This window comes from Streptomyces sp. NPDC031466, assembly GCF_055581265.1.
Window position 1 is genome coordinate 226341 of record NZ_JBVIJT010000004.1, and the last position, 17418, is coordinate 243758.

The window sequence follows — 17418 nt, forward strand, 5'->3', positions numbered from 1 at the left end:
GCCGCCTGCTGCGCCTGCCGCCCCGTGTTCCCGAGGGCCACGGGGCGAAACGGAATTCCTGGGGCGGGCGGAGCGCGCGCCCGATGGTGACCGGCTCAGGCGGCCAGGCTGGAGTCGTCCTGGGAGGCCACTCCGGCGAGCTGGGCCCTGGCCGCCGCGATGGCCGCGTCGAGAGTGCGCGTACCGGTGGAGACGCAGAGGGTGTAGGCGACGTCGTCGAGCTGTCGACGGACTTCGGCGGAGTCCTCCTTGGCCTGGAGCTCTCTCAGCGTCGCGTGATTCTCGAGCAGGGCGTGCACGAAGGAGGGGTGGGGCCTGAGCACGGGGTGATCCTTCCGTCCGATGCGAGGTATCGCGGTCCTGGTGCGGGAAGCGCCGTTCGGCTGCCCCCTTGTGCCCCAAGGGGCCGGTGGTATTCACACAATTTCGGGCGGGCTCGTGAGATGTCCTTTACCCGCCCTGCCCCGGGGCCGAGCCAGGGCGGGCCGCGGCGGCCACCGCGAGTAACGCAGGTGTTTTCGATGTCGCTCGCAGGGCAACCGGTAGGAACAGCAATACGGCGCTCAGCAATTAGCCAGTCGCCGGTGAAACAGACCATGGAGGCCCTGACATGCTGAAGGCCATCGCAGACATTTTCCGCGCCATCGGCGGAGCCATCGCCACGGTGGTCACGCTTCCGTTCCGGGCCGTCGCGCGGCTCTTCGGCGGCGCTTCCCACACTGCTCACGGTCGCCACTGACGACAGGGCCGCACCCAGGTCACAGCGGTAACTTCCGCACCGTCGCCACGCCTGCGCGACGGGATCGGTCCGCAACTGTCGCGGAGGGCTCACCAGGCGCATACTTGGAAATAATTCAGAGGGTCGGAGGATCCAATGATCGCACTCGGCGTCATTCTGCTAGTTATCGGTCTGGTGACCGGTGTATCCATTCTGTGGACCATCGGCGTCATCTTGGTCGTCATCGGTGTTGCCCTGTGGGTGCTCGGCTCCGTCGGCCACGCCGTCGGCGGTCGGCGACACTACTGGTAGTGGCGGCCCGGCACCTTCTGTGACCGCGGGTCGGCGGCGCTGAGCCACCGGCCCGCGGCAAGGCCGTGTCAGCGCCGCTCCCCCCAGCCGGCGAACCGTTCCCCGAACGGATCGCCGGCTCTGTCATGTCCTGGGACAGCCACTGTGGACAGGGCGAGGCGACCACTCCTGCGGACAAGGCGTGGCGACCACCTGAAGGCGCCCGCGCCAAACCCCACGCGCCGCAGCGATCCTGACACTCCGTCAAATCTCATGCGCCCGTCGTTCGCGCTTCTCCTGCGCCTCCAACTTCCCTACGCGGTAGGGGCGTTGACGCGACAGCGGCGCACAGGGGTTCACGCGAATGTCACCCCGTACACCGCTCCCCTCAACTGCCCTCCGTGCCCGACCACTTGTGGGTAGGCGGCGGCGCATATCGGCTCATGCACAGCGGCGGGAACAGGGCTGAAGCGCTTCTCCGAAGACCAGTTTGTTGCGAACTAAACAGACATTACTGACCTATTGCCCTAAACTGGGCCGAGGGTGGGCGTCACCGGACATGGTGACGACGTATTCAATTGAGGAGGCAACATGCTTGCTCAGGAAACGCCACTTCTCGTCACTCCGACAGATGCCTCGGCACTCGGCACGACCATGATCGAGCCCGAGGCGATGGTGAGCGACGCGCCGATCTACACACCGGAGGCCTCAGCCGTCCTCCTGGCGCTGCTGCTCCTGTCCCCCGAGGAGCCGAAGGAGCCGAAGGGCAAGTGAGTCCCGATCAGTCGCAGACCGCGTATGCGGCGTCCGCGGCTGACCTGGCTCTTCGTGTCCTTGATGTCCTCCGGGGCATTGAGGGCACGGCCATGGTCGCCCAGCACGTCGAACACGCCGACGACCCCAAGGCAGCCCTCGCCGGGCTCCGCGTGCTCGGCGCCGACCTCTTCGCCCCGTACGTTCTGGGCAACGCGGTGTTCCACCCGCAGGACGCGGCAGCCCTCACCCAGTCGTTCGCCGTCTTCCCGGCGGCGGTGAGCCCGCCTCCCGCACCGCCGGAAGGGGCCCCGGAACCCTGGCTCACCGCCTGGCGGGACTGGGCCACCGCCACACTCCTGGCCCGCTTCACCGATCCATCCGCCGCGGCCGGACCCGTCGGTGCCGGTACGGGCCCCGACGCCGGCCCCCTCGCCCCGCAACCCTCAGGAGCCCCTGAACCGGCCGGATCGCCCGTGCTCTCCGAGGCTCCGGACCTTCCCGGCGACGGTCTCGGCCGCCCAGGGTCCGACTCCAGCTGGCAGCGCTGGTCCGTCCGCATGGGCCAGCTCTCCCCCCTCGCCCTGCCGGGGCTCGGCGGCCCCGTGCACGACGCCGCCCGCGCCGCCCCGCTCGCCCTCGCGCGCGGCGCCACCCGGTCCGTGCTGCGCCGGGACTTCCCCACCGCCGCCCGCATCACGCGCTGGCTCGCCCTGCTGGGCGCCGAGGGCGTGTCCCTGCCCCTCGAAGCCGCTCCCCTGGTCGCGCACCTGCGCCTGCTCGGCGGGGGGCCGCGCCTCGCGCTCGACGTGGCGATCTCGGGGCGCCTGCTCGCACTGGAGGATCCGTGACGGCGTCCGTGACCCAGACCGCGCATCAGGTGAGCACCCAGGCCCTGTCCTGGCTGTACACCCACCGCGAGCGCGGCGCGCTGCCCGCTGACACCACCGCCGACCTCGGCGACCCCGACAGCGTCTACAAACCCCTCGGCGAGACCGCGCTCGCCGCCTCCCTCGTGCTGCGCGAGTCGGCCGCCGGAAGCACCGAACTGACCATGGCACGCGAGCTGATGAGCTTCTGTTGGAGCCAGTTCGGCGACGGCGACATGCTGTACGAGCGCCTGCTGCGGTACTCGCTGCTGACCGACCCCCTGGAGGCGTACGCCCCGTTCGCCCGCTGCGGTCTGCGCCACGAGGCCCTCGACCGGCTGCTCGCCCACACCACCTCCCTGCGCTCGGTCCGGGCCGCCGAGCTGATGCCCAACCGCAGACTGGCCGTCGCGAACGCGGCTCGCGTCATCGGCCTCGACCCGCGGGGCAGCTCGTACGACTGGCCGGCGCTGACCCGTGCCACCTGGCTGGGCGGCACCCCCGAGCCCTGGCTGATCGACTGGATGACCGGCTACTGCGTCACCCATACCGTCTTCCACCTCACCGACTGGGGCGGTGCGCCGACGGGGCTGCCCGACGACCTCGCCGCGTACGTCCGCACATGGCTGCCCGTGTGGATCGACATCTGGGCCGAGATCGAGCAGTGGGACCTGATGGCCGAGCTGATGATCGTCGGGTGCTGCCTCAAGGAGCCCTTCTGCGAGCCGGCCGACTGGGAGCGGCTCGCGCGGGTACAGCACGCCGACGGCCTCGTGCCCCGCGACGGCGGACCGGTCACCGACGACCCGGACCGGCGGTTCACCGACCACCAGCACACCGCCGTGGTGGCCGCGGTCGCCGGCAGCCTCACGGTCTCCCGCACCCTGGGAGGGACGGCGACGCCGCGGTGAGCCCGGCCGTGCCCCCGTCCGCCGGGAGTGGCGAGCGCCCCGTGGCCGCCGCCCCTCCCCCCTGGGCCGCCGACCTGCTCGCCGAACTGCGAGACGCCGCCCCTGGTGCGAGCGCCGTGGTGCTGGCCGTCCGGCGCGGCGAGGAGCGCGCGCTTCTCGCCACCGGCGACAGCGCGCTGCGCGGTGGAGCGCCGGCCGGCCCCGACACCCGGTTCGAGATCGGCTCGCTCACCAAGACGTTCACCGCCCTGCTCCTGGCCGAGATGGTCGCGCGCGGCGAGGTCGCCCACGACGACCCCATCTCCCGGTTCCTGCCGCGTGGCGCGGCGCCGCACCTGCGGGGCTCCCCCATCACCCTGCTGCACCTGGCGACCCACACCTCGGGACTGCCGCGGCTTCCCCCCGGCTTCCTGCGCGGCGCCGTGCCCTCCTGGTTCAGCAATCCGTACGCCGGCTACTCCCCCGAAGCGCTGCGTCACGCCCTCGCCCGCACGCGGCCGCACCCCGCACCCGGCACACGCGTGCGGTACTCCAACTTCGGCGTCGGCCTCCTCGGCGACCTGCTGGCCCGCGCCGCCCACGGGCCCGGCGGCTCCTTCGCCCCGCTGCTCGCCGCCCGGGTGCTGGACCCGCTCGGGCTGACCCGTACCAGCTGTCTGACCGATCAGCCGCAGGCCACCGGGTACTGGCACGGCAGGGCGCGCCCCGCCTGGCAGATGGGGGCCATGCCGGGTGCGGGAGCCTGCCGCTCCAGCGCCCGTGACCTGCTCACCCTCCTGGACGCCCTCCTCGACCCCGGCGCCGTGCCCCCGGGCGTCCCCCGCACGCTGCGGGCCGCGCTCGCCGACGTCACGGTGCCCCGCGTCGCGGTGCCGCGCACCGAAAGACGTATCGCCCTGGTGTGGAACGTCCGGCCCCGGGCCGACCGGGACCTCTACCAGCACTCCGGAGGCACCAGGGGCTTCACCGCCTTCGCCGGCTTCAGCCCGCAGCGTCGCGTCTGCCTCGCCGCGCTCGCCAATACGAACCCCGCCCTGACCGGCGGGTTCATCCAGCGGGCTTATACGGGCCTGTGGACGCTCGCCCAGGCGGAAGAGTGATCCGGCGTTCCGGCAGCGGACAGCGGGATGAAATCATCGGAGGATGTCTGACTTGATCATTGCCGCCTGTGACGGCGCGGCGAAGAAGAATCCCGGGCCCGCGGCCTGGGCCTGGGTGGTCGCCGACGCCGACGGCACCCCGCGTCGCTGGGAGGCGGGACCGCTCGGTCACTCCACCAACAACGTGGCCGAGCTGACCGCGTTGGCCGAACTCCTGGAGGCCACCGACCCGGCCGTGCCGCTCGAGGTGCGGATGGACAGTCAGTACGCGATGAACGCGGTCACCAAGTGGATCGCCTCCTGGAAACGCAACGGCTGGCTGACCGCGGCGAAGAAGCCGGTCGCCAACAAGGATCTCGTCGTACGCATCGACGCCCTGCTGCAGGGCCGTGACGTGACGTTCCGGCACGTGGCCGCCCACCGCGTGGACGGTGACCACCTGAACGCGATCGCGGACGTGGCGGCCAGCGACGCCGCGACGAGCCAGCAGCCCGCGGGCACCGCCCACGGCGCGCCGGGGATCCCCGAACCGCGTGCCGAGCGCATGACCGCCTCCCCCGCGGGCCACGCCCCCAGGAAGACCGCCGCGCGCACGAAGAAGACGGGCGCGGGCGGCCCGGTCATCAAGGCGAAGTTCCCCGGCCGCTGCCACTGCCAGAAGCCGTACGCCGCCGGCGAGAAGATCGCGAAGAACCCGCACGGCTGGGGCCACGTGGAGTGCCGGGATGCCGACGACTGACACCGTCGACGCCATTGCAACGGTTCGGCAACCGCCGCATCCGAGGCATCAGGGACGCATTAAACCTGCCGCTTTGCGGGCAGGTGTTCCACTCGAACAGCCATCACACAGGAGTAACCGGAGGAAGGAGGGTCATGCGAACGCAGCAGATGCGGCTCGATGACGGGCCGTCTGGCACGGCCACCTTCGACAAGGAGCCCCAAGCGGTCACCGACGCACGGGACCTCACACGCGGGTTCCTCGCCGGGCTGGCTCCTGCGGTGGGTGAGCAGACCGCCGCGAGCATCGAACTCGTCGTCTCCGAGCTCATCACGAACGTCGTGCGCCATGCCCGCGGAGCCCTGTGTTCGCTGCGGCTCCAGGAGCGGCCCGACACCATAGCGATCACCGTCTCCGACGCGGATCCCCGACCGCCCCAGGAGCGGACCCCCGACCTCGCGGGCGGAACCGGCGGATTCGGCTGGCCCATGGTGCGCAATCTCGCCCGGACCGTGGATGTCACCCTCGGCCCGACCGGCAAGACCATCTGCGCCGTACTGGCGAGGTAACGCCCGGCGGGGCCGACCCGCCGGGTCCCCGCAGCGCGCGGGCGTGATCGGGAGTCTCCGTCGCCGCCTTCCCCGGGCGACCGCGGGGGGGGTGATGGCGTGCATGAGCGGCCGCTGCCCTGTCCCACGAAGGCGCGGCCGCTCAGCTTGCAGGAGGCGCCGTCCACTGACACTGACCATTCGACGGCGCCGTGAGGTTGTCACCCCTGCACCCGTCGCCTGCCCGCCGCGCGGGCGCTCACACCTGACGTCGAGGACTTTCCCGTGCGTTCCTCGGAGGTGGCGGAGGTTCCGGCGGGCGCGCCGTTCCCCCCGATGGCGGAATCGTGCGGCGTATCGCCGACGCGGACGCATCCTCGTCCTCGCCCGGCCGTTTGAGAAGTCATGAGCAATCAGAAGCGAACCATCACCGTACTGACCCTTGCCGCCGCCGCCCTCGCCATGGCGGGACAGGCCGACGCCTCCTCGTCCGCCGTCCATGACGCGCCCGTGAAGAACAACAACGTGGGCAAGGTCGTCGCCGACACGCTGGCGGACCCCTCCGGCACCACGCAGGAGGTCATGAAGGGCACGAAGACCGGTCTCACCACCGCCAAGACGGGCCTGGACATCGCTCAGCGCGGCATGTTGGCGGCCGGCGGAAAGTAAGGCCTCCCGGCGAGGGGCCGCATCGGAGCGGGTGGCGAGTGTCCCTCATGACGGCCCGGGGTGCCGCCCGTCACGTTGGACGGATCCGGCACCCCGGCCGCTTGGGAGGTGGAAGGGGCTCATACGGAGGGTGGGGGCGCCGCACGTCGGGGCGGGGTGGCGGCCAAGGGCCGTTGTCAGTGCCTCCCCATAGAGTGAAATCACTCGGAAAGCCTCGGCGAAGGGGGAGCGTCAGCATGTCTGCCAACAGGATTCAGCACAAGGTGAATCACGTCGCGCTGGTAGTGGACTGTTCGGGTTCCATGCGTCCGCATCAGGATCAACTCGTGCGGGTCGTGGACGAGTTCGTCGCGGGATTGAAGGCCGAATCGGACAGCCTCGGCCACGAGACGCGTATCAGCCTCTACTCCTTCGACCACCGGGTGGAGAACCTGGTGTGGGACATGGACGTGAAACACCTGCCGTCCATGCGGGGCCTGTATCGGGTCAACAACGGGGCGACGGCTCTTATCGAGGCCTCCCTGAAATCCCTGGACGACCTGGGCCACATCTGGGAGGAATACGGGGAGCACAGTTTCCTGCAGATCGTGGTGACGGACGGCGAGGAGAACGCCTCCGGCGGCGACAGGCGGCACGACGGCGACATGGCCATCCTCGGTCCCTGGCTCGACAGGATCGCGGCGAAGATGGGCGGCCTGCCCGAGCACTGGACCTCCGCGATCCTCGTGCCGAACTCCCTGGCCAAGCGGACCGCGCAGAACTACGGCTTCCCGGCCGGCAACATCGCCATCTGGGACGCGGACTCCCAGGAGGGCGTCGAGGAGGCGATCGGCACCGTGCGCGCCGCCGCCACCAGTTTCCTCCGGGCCCGCGAACAGGGTGTGCGGGGCACGAAGAATCTGTTCGCCGTCGGCCAGGACATATCCATCGACGACGTGCGGGCGAATCTCGAACCCGTTCCGGCGAACATGTACCGGCTGCTGAAGGTCGACAAGGAGGTCGAGATCCGCCCCTTCGTCGATTCACATCCGGGCGTGACCTATGAACGCGGCTCTTGTTACTACCAGTTGGGCGCACGGGCGCAGGTCCAGCCGAACAAGGAAGTCATCGTGGTGGAAAAGGAAACCGACCGCGCCTATACCGGTGACGCCGCGCGCAGCCTTCTGTTCGGGTCGGGTATCCAGGGGACCGTCTCGGTGAAGGCGGGCAACAATCCCAAGCTGGAGGTCTATGTGCAGAGCCGTTCGGTGAACAGGAAACTCAAGCCGAACACGCGTCTGCTCATCATGCTGTGAGTCGTCGCCGCTGAAGGGTGCTCCCGCCATGACACGGACCGGGGCCCGCACCTTACGGTGCGGGCCCCGGTCCGTGGTGCGCGACGGGCGTCAGAGACCGAACTCCTGCGGGGAGACTCCGAGCGCCGCGCACGCCTCGCGCAGGACCTGCTCCTCGGCCGGGGCGATGTACCCGTCCGCGCCGGCGACGACGAAGCCGGTCTGGACGACGGCCTTGGCCTCCATCGGCTTCTTCGCCGCCTTGGCGATCTCCTGCATGGCCGCTGTCCTGCCCTGCTGGAAGTCGACCGTCAGCTGGTCGACGTGCTTGTTGAACCGCTGGCGCAGCTGCTCCGGCGGGAAGTTCCGCAGGACGTCGTTCTGCAGGATCAGCGACTCCACGTGCTGGCGCTCGGCCGGGTCGACGGACCCGTCGGCCGCGGCGACCAGGGCGCACATGGCCATGCTGGCGTCGCGGTAGGCACCGCTCTTCAGCTCCGTCTTGAGGGAGGCCAGCTGGGACTTGAGCACGCCGACGAGCTGAGCCTTCGATCCGCCGCCGGACCCCGACCCGGGCCGTCCGTGGCCGCTGGAGCCCCGCGCCCCCTGCGCCTGCTGCTGCAGACCCTTGGCCTGGTCCTTGAGCCGGTCCCACATCGCCATCCGTGCCACCTCGGTTACGCGTTCGCCTGGCCGCGCGTGTTCCGCGCGTCCCCCTGGCAACGACTTCGGGCACCTCGAAGTTCCACCTCGGGCAGTGGGTCCGGGCGGGTCAGATCGAGCCCAGGTCGGAGGAGTACCAGTGCTCGGGCCGCAGGTAGTAGACGGCCTGTTCGCCGTGGTCCCGGGATGCGAACTCGACGTACTTCTCCACCTTGTCGGCGGCGAGGTAACGGGCGCTGATCTCCCGCAGTTTCTCGATGGTGGCGTCCTCGCTGCGGACCACGGGGCCCTCGACGGAGACGTAGCGGACGGTCGGCTCCAGGCGGTCGACCATCAGCGAGAAGCGTCCCGCTGCGGCGATCAGCCGGCCCTTCTTGGAGTGGCGTCCGGTCATCACCCACAGCTCGCCGCCGGGGGTGTACTGGTACCAGATCGGGAGGGTGAGCGGGGCGCGCCCGTCCTGCGCGGCCACCGCCAGCGCTCCGATGCGCGGTTCGGCCAGGAACTGCTCACGCTCTTCGACGCTGAGGGGCATGGGGTCTCCTTCGACGGTACGGCCAGGGGCTTTCGACATGGTCCTCAACTGCGGTGCCCAGGACACGTATTCCGCCTGCCCCGTCGTGTCGGGGGCCCGCGGTTATGCTCCTGAGGCATGACCATCGAGCTGCGCCACTTGCGCGCGTTCCTCGCCATCGCCGAGGAGGGGAACGTCACCCGTGCCGCCGCCCGCCTCCATCTGAGCCAGCCCGCGCTCTCCCGGACCCTGCGCCAGCTGGAGGACCACCTCGGGGCCCGCCTCGTGGACCGCTCCACGCACCATCTGGAACTGACCGCGCGGGGCCGCACGTTCCGGGACAAGGCCGCCGTGGCGCTCTCCGCCGTCGAGACCGCCCTCGACCCCGGCGGTCCGAGCACATGGCCACTGAAGCTGGGGCACACCTGGGCGGCGCTCGGCGACCACACCGTCGCCTTGCTGCGCCGCTGGGACGAGACCCGGCCCGGCGTCCCGCTGGAGCTGCTGCGCGTCGACGACCGCACGGCGGGCCTCACGCGGGGCAAGGTCGACGCGGCCCTGCTGCGGGGCCCGGTCACCGCACCCGGACTGCGTACGGAGCTGCTGCTGAGCGAGGCGCGGGTCGCGGTCATGCCGGCGGACAGTGCGCTGGCCGCCCTCCCCCGGGTCACCCTGGCGGACCTCGCCGCCCACCCGATCGCCCTGAACAGCGTCTCCGGCACCACGACGCCGGAGCTGTGGCCGCCCTCGGCCCGGCCGGTGGCGACCGTAGAGGTCGCCAACACCGACGAGTGGCTCATGGCCATCGCCGCCGGGCGCGCCGTAGGGGTCTCCACGTCGGCGACCCCGAGCCGGCACGCGCACCCCTCGTTGGTCCACCGCCCGCTCGCCGACGCCCCGCCCGTGCCGCTCGTGCTGGCCTGGCGCGACGGGCCGGGGCAGCATCCGGCGATCGGGGACCTGTTGGCGGTCGTACGCGAGATCATCGCGGCGGACGGCGTGTGAACCCGATCCGTACTCCCTCCAACGGCGTAGTGGGCACGGCCGGATGAGCGGACCGCGGCCAGGAGCGCGCGCGGGCCGACACGGCCGTGCGGCACGCGATCCCAGGGAGTCCCGGCATGCCGGGACGTGTGTTCTGACTCAGGCTGGACAAGCGGTCACCGCATGGACCATGTGCGACGAGGGAGCAGAGCCTCATGGGAACCGAAGTGTTCCATTCGGAAGTGCGCCTGACGGTGAACGGCGAGTCCCGCCGCCTCACCGTCGACCACCGCTCGACGCTGCTGGACGTCCTGCGCGAGCGGCTGGACCTGACCGGCGCCAAGAAGGGCTGCGACCACGGCCAGTGCGGTGCCTGCACCGTCCTCGTCGACGGGCGGCGCGCGAACAGCTGTCTGCTGCTCGCCATCGCCCACGAGGGGCGTCACATCACCACCGTCGAGGGGCTGCGCTCCCCCGACGGCGAGGGGACGCACCCCCTGCAGCGGGCCTTCGTGGAGCGCGACGCCTTCCAGTGCGGGTACTGCACGCCGGGGCAGCTCTGCTCGGCCGTCGGTGCCCTCGCGGAGGCCGACGCCGGTCACCCCTCGCACGTCACGGACCCCGCCCTGGAGCCCGGTTCGCCCGTCGAGCTGACCCGGGACGAGATCTGTGAGCGGCTGAGCGGCAACCTGTGCCGGTGCGGCGCCTATCCGCACATCGTCGAGGCAGTGGAGGACGTGGCCCGGTGAAGTCCTTCAGGTACGTGCGCGCCCACAGCGTCGAAGAGGCGGCCGCGGCCCACGCGGGCCGCCCCGAATCCCGCTATCTGGGCGGCGGCACCAATCTCGTCGACCTGATGAAGCTGGGCGTGGAGCGGCCTCGGACGCTGGTCGACATCAGCGCGCTGCCCCTGGACGCGGTCGAGGAACTGTCCGACGGTTCCCTGCGCGTCGGGGCGACGGTGCGCAATAGCGACCTGGCCGCCCACCCCCTGGTGCGCGCCCGCCATCCGGTGCTGTCCCAGGCGCTGCTCGCGGGCGCGTCCGGCCAGCTGCGCAACATGGCCACGACCGGCGGCAACCTGCTCCAGCGCACCCGCTGCCCCTACTTCCAGGACCTCGGCAAGCCGTGCAACAAGCGGGAGCCGGGCAGTGGCTGCGCGGCGCGGGACGGCGTCCACCGCGACCACGCGGTCCTCGGCCACTCCTCGCAGTGCATCGCCACGCACCCCTCCGACATGGCGGTGGCGCTGGCCGCGCTGGACGCCGAGGTGGAGCTGTACGGCGCGGGCGGCCGGCGGGCCGTGCCCGCCGCCGAGTTCCACCGGCTGCCCGGCGTGCGTCCCGACGTGGAGACGGAGCTCAAACACGGCGAGCTGATCACCGGTGTCCTGCTGCCGCCCGCGACCGCGGGGCTGCCCGCCGCCTACCGCAAGGCCCGTGACCGTGCCTCGTACGCCTTCGCGCTCGCCTCCGTGGCCGTGGTCCTGGGCATCGAGGACTCCGTCGTGCGCGAGGTGCGGATCGCGTTCGGGGGCCTCGCGCACCGGCCCTGGCGTGCGCGGCGCGCCGAGCGGGAGCTGGTGGGCGGCGCGCCGTCCGACGAAGCGTTCCGGCGGGCCGTCGACGCCGAGCTGGCCGCCGCCGAGCCGCTGCGGGACAACGCCTTCAAGGTGCCCCTGGCCCGCAATCTCGCGTGCGACGTCCTGCGGCGCCTGGCCGGCGCGTCCCTCGTTTCCTGACCTCGGCCCCGCTCACCCCCCGCCCTCCAGGGAGAACACCCCATGCCGGACACCAGCAGCGCTCTCGGGGCGCCCACCGAGCGCAGGGAAGGCCCCGCCAAGGTGACCGGGACCGCCCGTTACGCCGCCGAGCACACGCCCGACGGCTGCGCCTACGCCTGGCCGGTGCCGGCCACGGTGGCGCGCGGCAAGGTCACCGTCGTCGACGACGCGGCCGCCCTGGCCCTGCCCGGGGTCATCGACGTCCTCAGCCATCTGAACGCGCCCCGCCTGGTGGAGCCGGACGACGCGACGCTCGCGGTGCTGCAGAACGACCGTGTGCCGCACCGCGGCTGGTACGTCGCGCTCGTCGTCGCCGAGACGCTGGAGGCGGCCCGCGAGGGCGCCGCCGCCCTCCGGGTCGGCTACGCCGAGGAGCCGCACGAGGTCACCCTGAGCGCGCGGCACCCCGACGCCTACGTCCCCGAGGACAGCGACGGCACCTCCGGGGAGCATGTGCGGGGGGACGCCGACGGCGCGTTCGACGCCGCCCGGGTGCGCGTCGACGCCGTCTACCGCGTACCGCCGCTGCACAACCACCCCATGGAGCCGCACGCGGCGACCGCGCGGTGGGACGACGGGCGGCTGACCGTCCACGACTCCAGCCAGGGCGCCACCACGGTGCGCGACACCCTGGCGGGCATGTTCGCGCTGCCCGAGGAGCGGATCACGGTCGTCTCCGAGCACGTCGGCGGCGGCTTCGGTTCCAAGGGCACGCCCCGCCCCCATGTGGTGCTCGCCGCCATGGCCGCGCGGGTGACGGGAAGGCCGGTGAAGCTCTCCCTGCCGCGCCGGCAGTTGGCGACGGTGGTGGGGCACCGCTCGCCGACCGTCCAGCGGGTGCGGCTTGGCGCGGAGGCGGACGGCAGACTGACGTCCGTGATCCACGAGGTGACCTCGTACAGCTCCCGCATCAAGGAGTTCGTGGAGACGGCGGCCGCCGCCACGCGCGTCATGTACGCCTCGCCGCACGCCCGCACCACGCATCGGGTCCTGCCACTCGACGTGCCGAGCCCGTCCTGGATGCGGGCGCCCGGTGAGGCGCCCGGCATGTACGCGCTGGAGTCGGCGATGGACGAACTCGCCGTACGCCTCGGTATCGATCCCATCGAGCTGCGACTGCGCAACGACACCCGGACCGAGCCCGACAGCGGCAAGCCCTTCAGCAGCCGTCACCTCGCCGAGTGCCTGCGCGAGGGCGCCCGGCGCTTCGGCTGGGCCGAACGCGATCCGCGGCCCCGCTCCCGCACCGAGGGACCCTGGCTGGTGGGCAGCGGCGTCGCCTCCGCGACGTATCCGGTGCTCGCCTCGCCGAGCCGGGCGAGCGCGCACGCCCATCCGGACGGCAGTTTCGTGGTGCGCGTCAACGCCACCGACATCGGTACGGGTGCCCGTACCGTGCTCGCCCAGGTCGCCGCCGACGCCCTGGCCGTGCCGGTGGACCGGGTGCGGACGGACATCGGCAGCAGCGACCTGCCCTCGGCGCCGCTGGCGGGCGGCTCCTCGGGGACGGCGTCGTGGGGCTGGGCCGTCCATGAGGCGTGTACGCGGCTGGCCGCACGCCTGTCCGGGCAGCGGGGGCAGGAGCTGCCGCCGGAGGGGGTGGGCGCCACGGCCGACACGGCGGGCACCGCGGACGCGGACAGCGACTACGCGCGGCACGCCTTCGGCGCGCACTTCGCCGAGGTCGGCGTGGACAAGGTGACCGGCGAGGTGCGGGTGCGCCGGCTGCTGGGCGTCTACGCGGCGGGGCGCATCCTCAACGCCCGGACGGCGCGTTCGCAGTTCGTCGGCGCGATGACGATGGGTCTGGGGATGGCGTTGACGGAGAGCAGCACGATGGACGCGGCGTTCGGCGACTTCGCGGAGTGCGACCTCGCCTCGTACCACGTGCCGGCGCACGCGGACGTGCCCGCGATCGAGGCGCACTGGATCGACGAGGACGACCCCCATCTGAACCCCATGGGCAGCAAGGGGATCGGGGAGATCGGCATCGTCGGGACGGCCGCGGCCATCGGCAACGCCGTGCACCACGCGACCGGCGTACGGCTGCGGGAGCTGCCTCTCACGCCGGACCGGGTGCTGGAGGGCCTCGGCTGACGCGGGCGTTCCGGTGGCGTGTCGGCTCGCCTGCCGGGTCAGGGCCTGGCCCGGTTCTCCCGGGTCCAGGCCAGCAGTTCGTCCGCCGTCCACGTCGTCACCACGCGTTCGGCGGGCACCCCGCACTCCTCGGCCCGCGCGCATCCGATGATCTGCCAGTCCAGCTGGCCCGGGGCGTGCGCGTCGGTGTCCACGGAGAACAGGACGCCTGCGTCGACGGCGCGGCGCAGCAGCCGGCGCGGCGGATCGAGGCGCTCCGGGCGGCTGTTGATCTCCACGGCCGTGCCCGCCGCCGCGCACGCGGCGAACACCTCGTCGGCGTCGAAGTGGGATTCCGGCCTGCCGCGACCGGTGACGAGTCGCCCGGTGCAGTGTCCGAGCACGTCCGCGCGGGGGTTGCTGACGGCGGCGACCATGCGGCGGGTCATCGCGGCGGCGTCCATGCGGAGTTTGGAGTGCACCGAGACGACCACCAGGTCCAGGCGGTCGAGGAGTTCGGGCTCCTGGTCGAGGGTGCCGTCGTCGAGGATGTCGCATTCGATGCCGGTGAGCAGCCGGAAGGGTGCCCAGCGGGTGTTGAGGTCGGCCACGACGTCCAGTTGTTCGCGCAGTCGCTCCGGTGACAGGCCGCGGGCGATGGTCAGGCGCGGCGAGTGGTCGGTGAGCACGGCCCACTCGTGACCCAGTGCCCGGGCCGCCCGGCCCATCTCCTCGATGGGGCTGCCGCCGTCCGACCAGTCGGAGTGCAGGTGGCAGTCGCCGCGCAGCAGTGCGCGCAGTTCGGCGCCGCCTTCGGTGAGCGGGTCCCGCGCCTCTTCTTCGAGGCGCCGCAGGTAGCCCGGCACCTCGCCGGCGAGGGCTTCGCGGACCACGCCTGCGGTCTTGGGCCCGACCCCTTTCAGGGACTCCAGGGTGCCGTCGGCGGCGCGCCGGGCGGCCTCGCCGTCGGCCAGCGCCCCGACCACCGAGGCCGCGGTGCGAAAAGCACGCACGCGGTAGGTCGGGGCGCGGCCGCGCTCCAGCAGGAAGGCGATCCGCTCCAACGCCGCCACGGGGTCCATCGGCACCTCCGGCCGCCGCTCTCGTGCCGGCGGGTGTACGTGTTCCTCCAGCCTCGCCCATGACGGGCCGCGGGGCACGGCGAGCGGGCCCGTTCCGGGGGTCTCAGGCGGTGGGCTCCTCCGGTGGCGGATCGTCGGAGGGGGACGCGTCGTCGTCGGACGTGCCGCGCCGGCCGGTTCCGGCCTCGTCCGTGTCGGGGACGTCGTCGCCGGCGCCCTTCTCCTCGTCTCCTGGGCCGTCCACCTCGATGTCGAGCTCCCAGGGGTCCTTGTTGTCGCCCGAGGCCTGCTGGTCCGGGAGGTCCCTGGGGATGGGCGGGCCGTCCTCGCCCGGGGACGCGGGATTACGCTCGACCATGGGTTGTGCTCCGTTCCTTCGGTGCTTTCTCGACTTCACGGGTGGTAGTGGGGCCGCTCATTCTGCGACCACGCGCACGGTGTTCGGTTCGCTGTCCTTGGCGTCGGGGAGGTTCCTCCCGGCCGCCGCGCCGCTGCGCAGATGGCGCAGCTTCGGCGCGGCGTGGGCCAGTTCACGCAGGGCCGTCAGCAGCGCGCCGGTCGTCTCCTGGTCGTCGCCGTGGGTGATCCGGGCGCTCGGGGTGAAGCCGAGCCCGCCCTTGCCGCGGTATTCGGTGAGGGCTTCCAGTACGGGGGCGTGCGTGTGATCAGGCGACATGGGTCACGCGTTCCCTGGTCTCGCGCCGTCCAATCTCCCCACGACCGGTGCGGGGGCGGCGGCGCGGGGCGCTCACGCGGCCTGGGCGTGCTCGGTGCCGTAGCCGGCCTCGGCGCGGACGCGGGCGCAGCTGCGGCTGATCAGGCGGGAGACGTGCATCTGCGAGATGCCCAGCTCCTCCGCGATGCGGCTCTGCGTCATGTCCTCGAAGAAACGCAGGTACAAGATGGTGCGCTCGCGCTCCGGCAGTTGGCGCAGGCCCGCCTTGGCCGCCTCGCGGTCGGTGATGCAGTCGTACGCGGGGTCGGGGGCGCCCAGGGTGTCGGCGAGGCTGAAGCCGTCGGGGTCGGCGGCGGAGATCTCGGCGTCCAGCGACAGGGCGCTGTAGCCCTCCATGGCCTCCATGCCGTCGCGCACCTCGTCCTCGGTGAGTCCGGCGTGCCGGGCGATGTCGGGGATGCCGGGCTCGCGGCCGGTGCCGCTGCCGGGCATGTCGAGCAGTTCACGGCGTGCGACGCGCACCTTGTTCCGCAGTTCCTGCACGCGTCGGGGGACGCGCACGTCCCACATGCGGTCGCGGAAGTGGCGGCGCAGTTCGCCGGTGATGGTGGGCACGGCGTAGCTCTCGAAGGCGCCGCGCCCGGGCTCGTACCGGTTGACGGCCTTGACCAGGCCCATCGCCGCGACCTGTTGCAGGTCCTCGATGCTTTCGCCCTTGTTCCGGAACCGGCCGGCGATCCGGTGCGCCATGGGCAGCCATGCCTCGACGATCTCCTCGCAGAGGAGTTCGCGCTCGGGGCCGTCCTGGAGGGAGGCGAGCCGGACGAAGTCCGCCGCGGTGTCCGGGGCGTCGTTGTGGGAGTGCCGGGTCGTCCTGCGACGCCGGGCGGAGTATGCGGTGAGGTCGGTAAGCATCAGTATGTCGCTCCTCAGCGGTGCCGCCAACAGTGACCGCGAGAAACGGGGCGCCCCGGCGACAGGCATCCCGGGAGTGAACACACCGCTCCCGCGAACGCGCCTCCGGTCCGAAGCACGTTATCCGCCTGCCCTTCGGATCCAGGGCCAAACAGCCTTCCCTGCGCGCAGGTGCGCGCAGGGAAGACGCAGTGGCCGGCCGGCTCAGCCGACCTCGCCGTCCAAGTGGCTCAGCAGGTCGGCGGGGTCCGCGTAGACGGCGGAGGCGCCGGCCGCCTCCAGGTCGGCGCGGGGGATGCCGCCCGAGAGCAGCGCGATGCTCCGTACGCCCGCGCGGGCCGCCGCCCGCATGTCCCAGACGGTGTCACCCACGAACAGGGCGTCCCGCGGAGTGCACCCGGCGATGTCCAGGGCGTGGTGGACGGGTTCGGGAGCGGGCTTTCCCGAGGAGACGTCGTCCGCGCTCGCGATGCCCGCGATGACGTCGTCGGCGTCGATGGCCCGGCGCAGCGCGCCCAGTTCCGCGCCGCCCGCCGAGGTCGCGAGGACGATGCGCAGGCCGCGGTCGTGGCAGGCGTGCAGGAGGTCACGGGCGCCGTCGAGCGCGGGCAGCCGGTCGAAGTACGTGCCGTACAGGGTGCTGTGTGCGGCGCTGATCTCCTCGTCGCGGTCACGGTCGCGGCCCTCGCCGAGCAGATGGGCGATGAGGTCGCCGGACCCGAGGCCGATGGCGTGGTGGATGTCGTGCATGGCGACGTCGTGGCCCGCTTGGCGGAACGCTTCCCACCAGGTCGTCACATGCAGGTGGTTGGTGTCGGCGAGCGTTCCGTCGACGTCGAACAGCGCGGCACGCGCCATGGCTTTCCACCGTTCC

At 72.0% G+C, this 17418-nt stretch carries 22 protein-coding genes; 14 read left to right on the forward strand and 8 right to left on the reverse strand.

Annotation, left to right across the window (positions count from 1 at the left end; genetic code table 11):
* Window positions 1-95: 95 nt before the first annotated feature.
* Complete coding sequence (locus ACZ5GP_RS09830) at window positions 96-323, reverse strand: DUF5133 domain-containing protein (protein WP_468750333.1); 228 nt, start codon at window positions 321-323, stop codon at window positions 96-98.
* A gap of 287 nt (window positions 324-610) precedes the next feature.
* Between ACZ5GP_RS09830 and ACZ5GP_RS09835 the strand changes: the two genes are divergently transcribed.
* From ACZ5GP_RS09835 to ACZ5GP_RS09880, 10 genes are all read left to right on the forward strand, one after another.
* On the forward strand, window positions 611-739 hold the full coding sequence (locus ACZ5GP_RS09835; protein WP_468750334.1) for an LPFR motif small protein: 129 nt from the start codon (window positions 611-613) through the stop codon (window positions 737-739).
* A gap of 135 nt (window positions 740-874) precedes the next feature.
* Window positions 875-1030: a DUF6131 family protein gene (locus ACZ5GP_RS09840; RefSeq protein ID WP_468750335.1), complete on the forward strand. Its 156-nt coding sequence runs from the start codon at window positions 875-877 to the stop codon at window positions 1028-1030.
* Between the two features lie 570 nt (window positions 1031-1600).
* Window positions 1601-1783 carry a hypothetical protein gene (locus tag ACZ5GP_RS09845; RefSeq protein WP_468750336.1) on the forward strand — a complete coding sequence of 61 codons (183 nt, stop codon included), beginning with the start codon at window positions 1601-1603 and terminating at the stop codon, window positions 1781-1783.
* Window positions 1780-2613, forward strand: coding sequence for a hypothetical protein (locus ACZ5GP_RS09850; RefSeq protein WP_468750337.1), 834 nt, complete (start codon window positions 1780-1782; stop codon window positions 2611-2613). Before ACZ5GP_RS09845 ends, ACZ5GP_RS09850 begins: the two co-directional genes overlap by 4 nt.
* Window positions 2610-3542 carry a DUF6895 family protein gene (locus ACZ5GP_RS09855; protein ID WP_468750338.1) on the forward strand — a complete coding sequence of 311 codons (933 nt, stop codon included), beginning with the start codon at window positions 2610-2612 and terminating at the stop codon, window positions 3540-3542. Before ACZ5GP_RS09850 ends, ACZ5GP_RS09855 begins: the two co-directional genes overlap by 4 nt.
* Window positions 3543-3583: 41 nt before the next feature.
* Window positions 3584-4642: a serine hydrolase domain-containing protein gene (locus ACZ5GP_RS09860; protein WP_468750339.1), complete on the forward strand. Its 1059-nt coding sequence runs from the start codon at window positions 3584-3586 to the stop codon at window positions 4640-4642.
* Between the two features lie 43 nt (window positions 4643-4685).
* Complete coding sequence (locus tag ACZ5GP_RS09865) at window positions 4686-5381, forward strand: ribonuclease H family protein (RefSeq protein ID WP_468750340.1); 696 nt, start codon at window positions 4686-4688, stop codon at window positions 5379-5381.
* A 134-nt stretch (window positions 5382-5515) separates the two neighbouring features.
* The gene (locus tag ACZ5GP_RS09870) at window positions 5516-5929 is read left to right on the forward strand and encodes an ATP-binding protein (protein ID WP_468750341.1); all 414 of its coding nucleotides are present in this window, start codon (window positions 5516-5518) and stop codon (window positions 5927-5929) included.
* Between the two features lie 384 nt (window positions 5930-6313).
* Entirely contained in the window at window positions 6314-6577 is a 264-nt protein-coding gene (locus ACZ5GP_RS09875; RefSeq protein ID WP_468750342.1) for a hypothetical protein, read from the forward strand.
* 236 nt (window positions 6578-6813) lie between these two features.
* On the forward strand, window positions 6814-7872 hold the full coding sequence (locus tag ACZ5GP_RS09880; RefSeq protein WP_468750343.1) for a vWA domain-containing protein: 1059 nt from the start codon (window positions 6814-6816) through the stop codon (window positions 7870-7872).
* 90 nt (window positions 7873-7962) lie between these two features.
* Here the strand turns inward: ACZ5GP_RS09880 and ACZ5GP_RS09885 are convergent, their stop codons facing one another.
* Both ACZ5GP_RS09885 and ACZ5GP_RS09890 read right to left on the reverse strand, forming a co-directional pair.
* Window positions 7963-8514: a tellurite resistance TerB family protein gene (locus ACZ5GP_RS09885; RefSeq protein WP_468750344.1), complete on the reverse strand. Its 552-nt coding sequence runs from the start codon at window positions 8512-8514 to the stop codon at window positions 7963-7965.
* Between the two features lie 109 nt (window positions 8515-8623).
* The gene (locus ACZ5GP_RS09890; protein ID WP_468750345.1) at window positions 8624-9049 is read right to left on the reverse strand and encodes a pyridoxamine 5'-phosphate oxidase family protein; all 426 of its coding nucleotides are present in this window, start codon (window positions 9047-9049) and stop codon (window positions 8624-8626) included.
* Window positions 9050-9166: 117 nt separating this feature from the next.
* Here ACZ5GP_RS09890 and ACZ5GP_RS09895 point away from each other — a divergent pair, with 117 nt between their 5' ends.
* The 4 genes from ACZ5GP_RS09895 to ACZ5GP_RS09910 all read left to right on the forward strand — a co-directional run bounded on the left by ACZ5GP_RS09895 (window position 9167) and on the right by ACZ5GP_RS09910 (window position 13892).
* The gene (locus tag ACZ5GP_RS09895; protein ID WP_468750346.1) at window positions 9167-10033 is read left to right on the forward strand and encodes a LysR family transcriptional regulator; all 867 of its coding nucleotides are present in this window, start codon (window positions 9167-9169) and stop codon (window positions 10031-10033) included.
* Between the two features lie 194 nt (window positions 10034-10227).
* Window positions 10228-10761, forward strand: a complete 534-nt coding sequence (locus ACZ5GP_RS09900) for a 2Fe-2S iron-sulfur cluster-binding protein (RefSeq protein WP_468750347.1) — start codon at window positions 10228-10230, stop codon at window positions 10759-10761.
* Window positions 10758-11753 carry an FAD binding domain-containing protein gene (locus ACZ5GP_RS09905; protein ID WP_468750348.1) on the forward strand — a complete coding sequence of 332 codons (996 nt, stop codon included), beginning with the start codon at window positions 10758-10760 and terminating at the stop codon, window positions 11751-11753. The genes ACZ5GP_RS09900 and ACZ5GP_RS09905 overlap by 4 nt, the downstream gene beginning before the upstream one ends.
* A 42-nt stretch (window positions 11754-11795) precedes the next feature.
* Window positions 11796-13892, forward strand: a complete 2097-nt coding sequence (locus ACZ5GP_RS09910) for a xanthine dehydrogenase family protein molybdopterin-binding subunit (protein WP_468750349.1) — start codon at window positions 11796-11798, stop codon at window positions 13890-13892.
* A gap of 38 nt (window positions 13893-13930) precedes the next feature.
* Here ACZ5GP_RS09910 and ACZ5GP_RS09915 read toward each other — a convergent pair whose 3' ends face one another.
* The 5 genes from ACZ5GP_RS09915 to ACZ5GP_RS09935 all read right to left on the reverse strand — a co-directional run bounded on the left by ACZ5GP_RS09915 (window position 13931) and on the right by ACZ5GP_RS09935 (window position 17402).
* Entirely contained in the window at window positions 13931-14953 is a 1023-nt protein-coding gene (locus ACZ5GP_RS09915) for a PHP domain-containing protein (RefSeq protein ID WP_468750350.1), read from the reverse strand.
* Between the two features lie 103 nt (window positions 14954-15056).
* Window positions 15057-15311 (reverse strand): hypothetical protein, encoded by a 255-nt coding sequence (locus ACZ5GP_RS09920; protein WP_468750351.1) that lies wholly within the window; start codon window positions 15309-15311, stop codon window positions 15057-15059.
* A 57-nt stretch (window positions 15312-15368) separates the two neighbouring features.
* Window positions 15369-15629, reverse strand: coding sequence for a hypothetical protein (locus tag ACZ5GP_RS09925; RefSeq protein WP_468750352.1), 261 nt, complete (start codon window positions 15627-15629; stop codon window positions 15369-15371).
* Window positions 15630-15701: 72 nt separating this feature from the next.
* Window positions 15702-16544, reverse strand: a complete 843-nt coding sequence (locus ACZ5GP_RS09930) for a SigB/SigF/SigG family RNA polymerase sigma factor (protein WP_468750353.1) — start codon at window positions 16542-16544, stop codon at window positions 15702-15704.
* 204 nt (window positions 16545-16748) lie between these two features.
* Window positions 16749-17402 carry an HAD family hydrolase gene (locus ACZ5GP_RS09935; RefSeq protein ID WP_468750354.1) on the reverse strand — a complete coding sequence of 218 codons (654 nt, stop codon included), beginning with the start codon at window positions 17400-17402 and terminating at the stop codon, window positions 16749-16751.
* Window positions 17403-17418 lie beyond the last annotated feature (16 nt).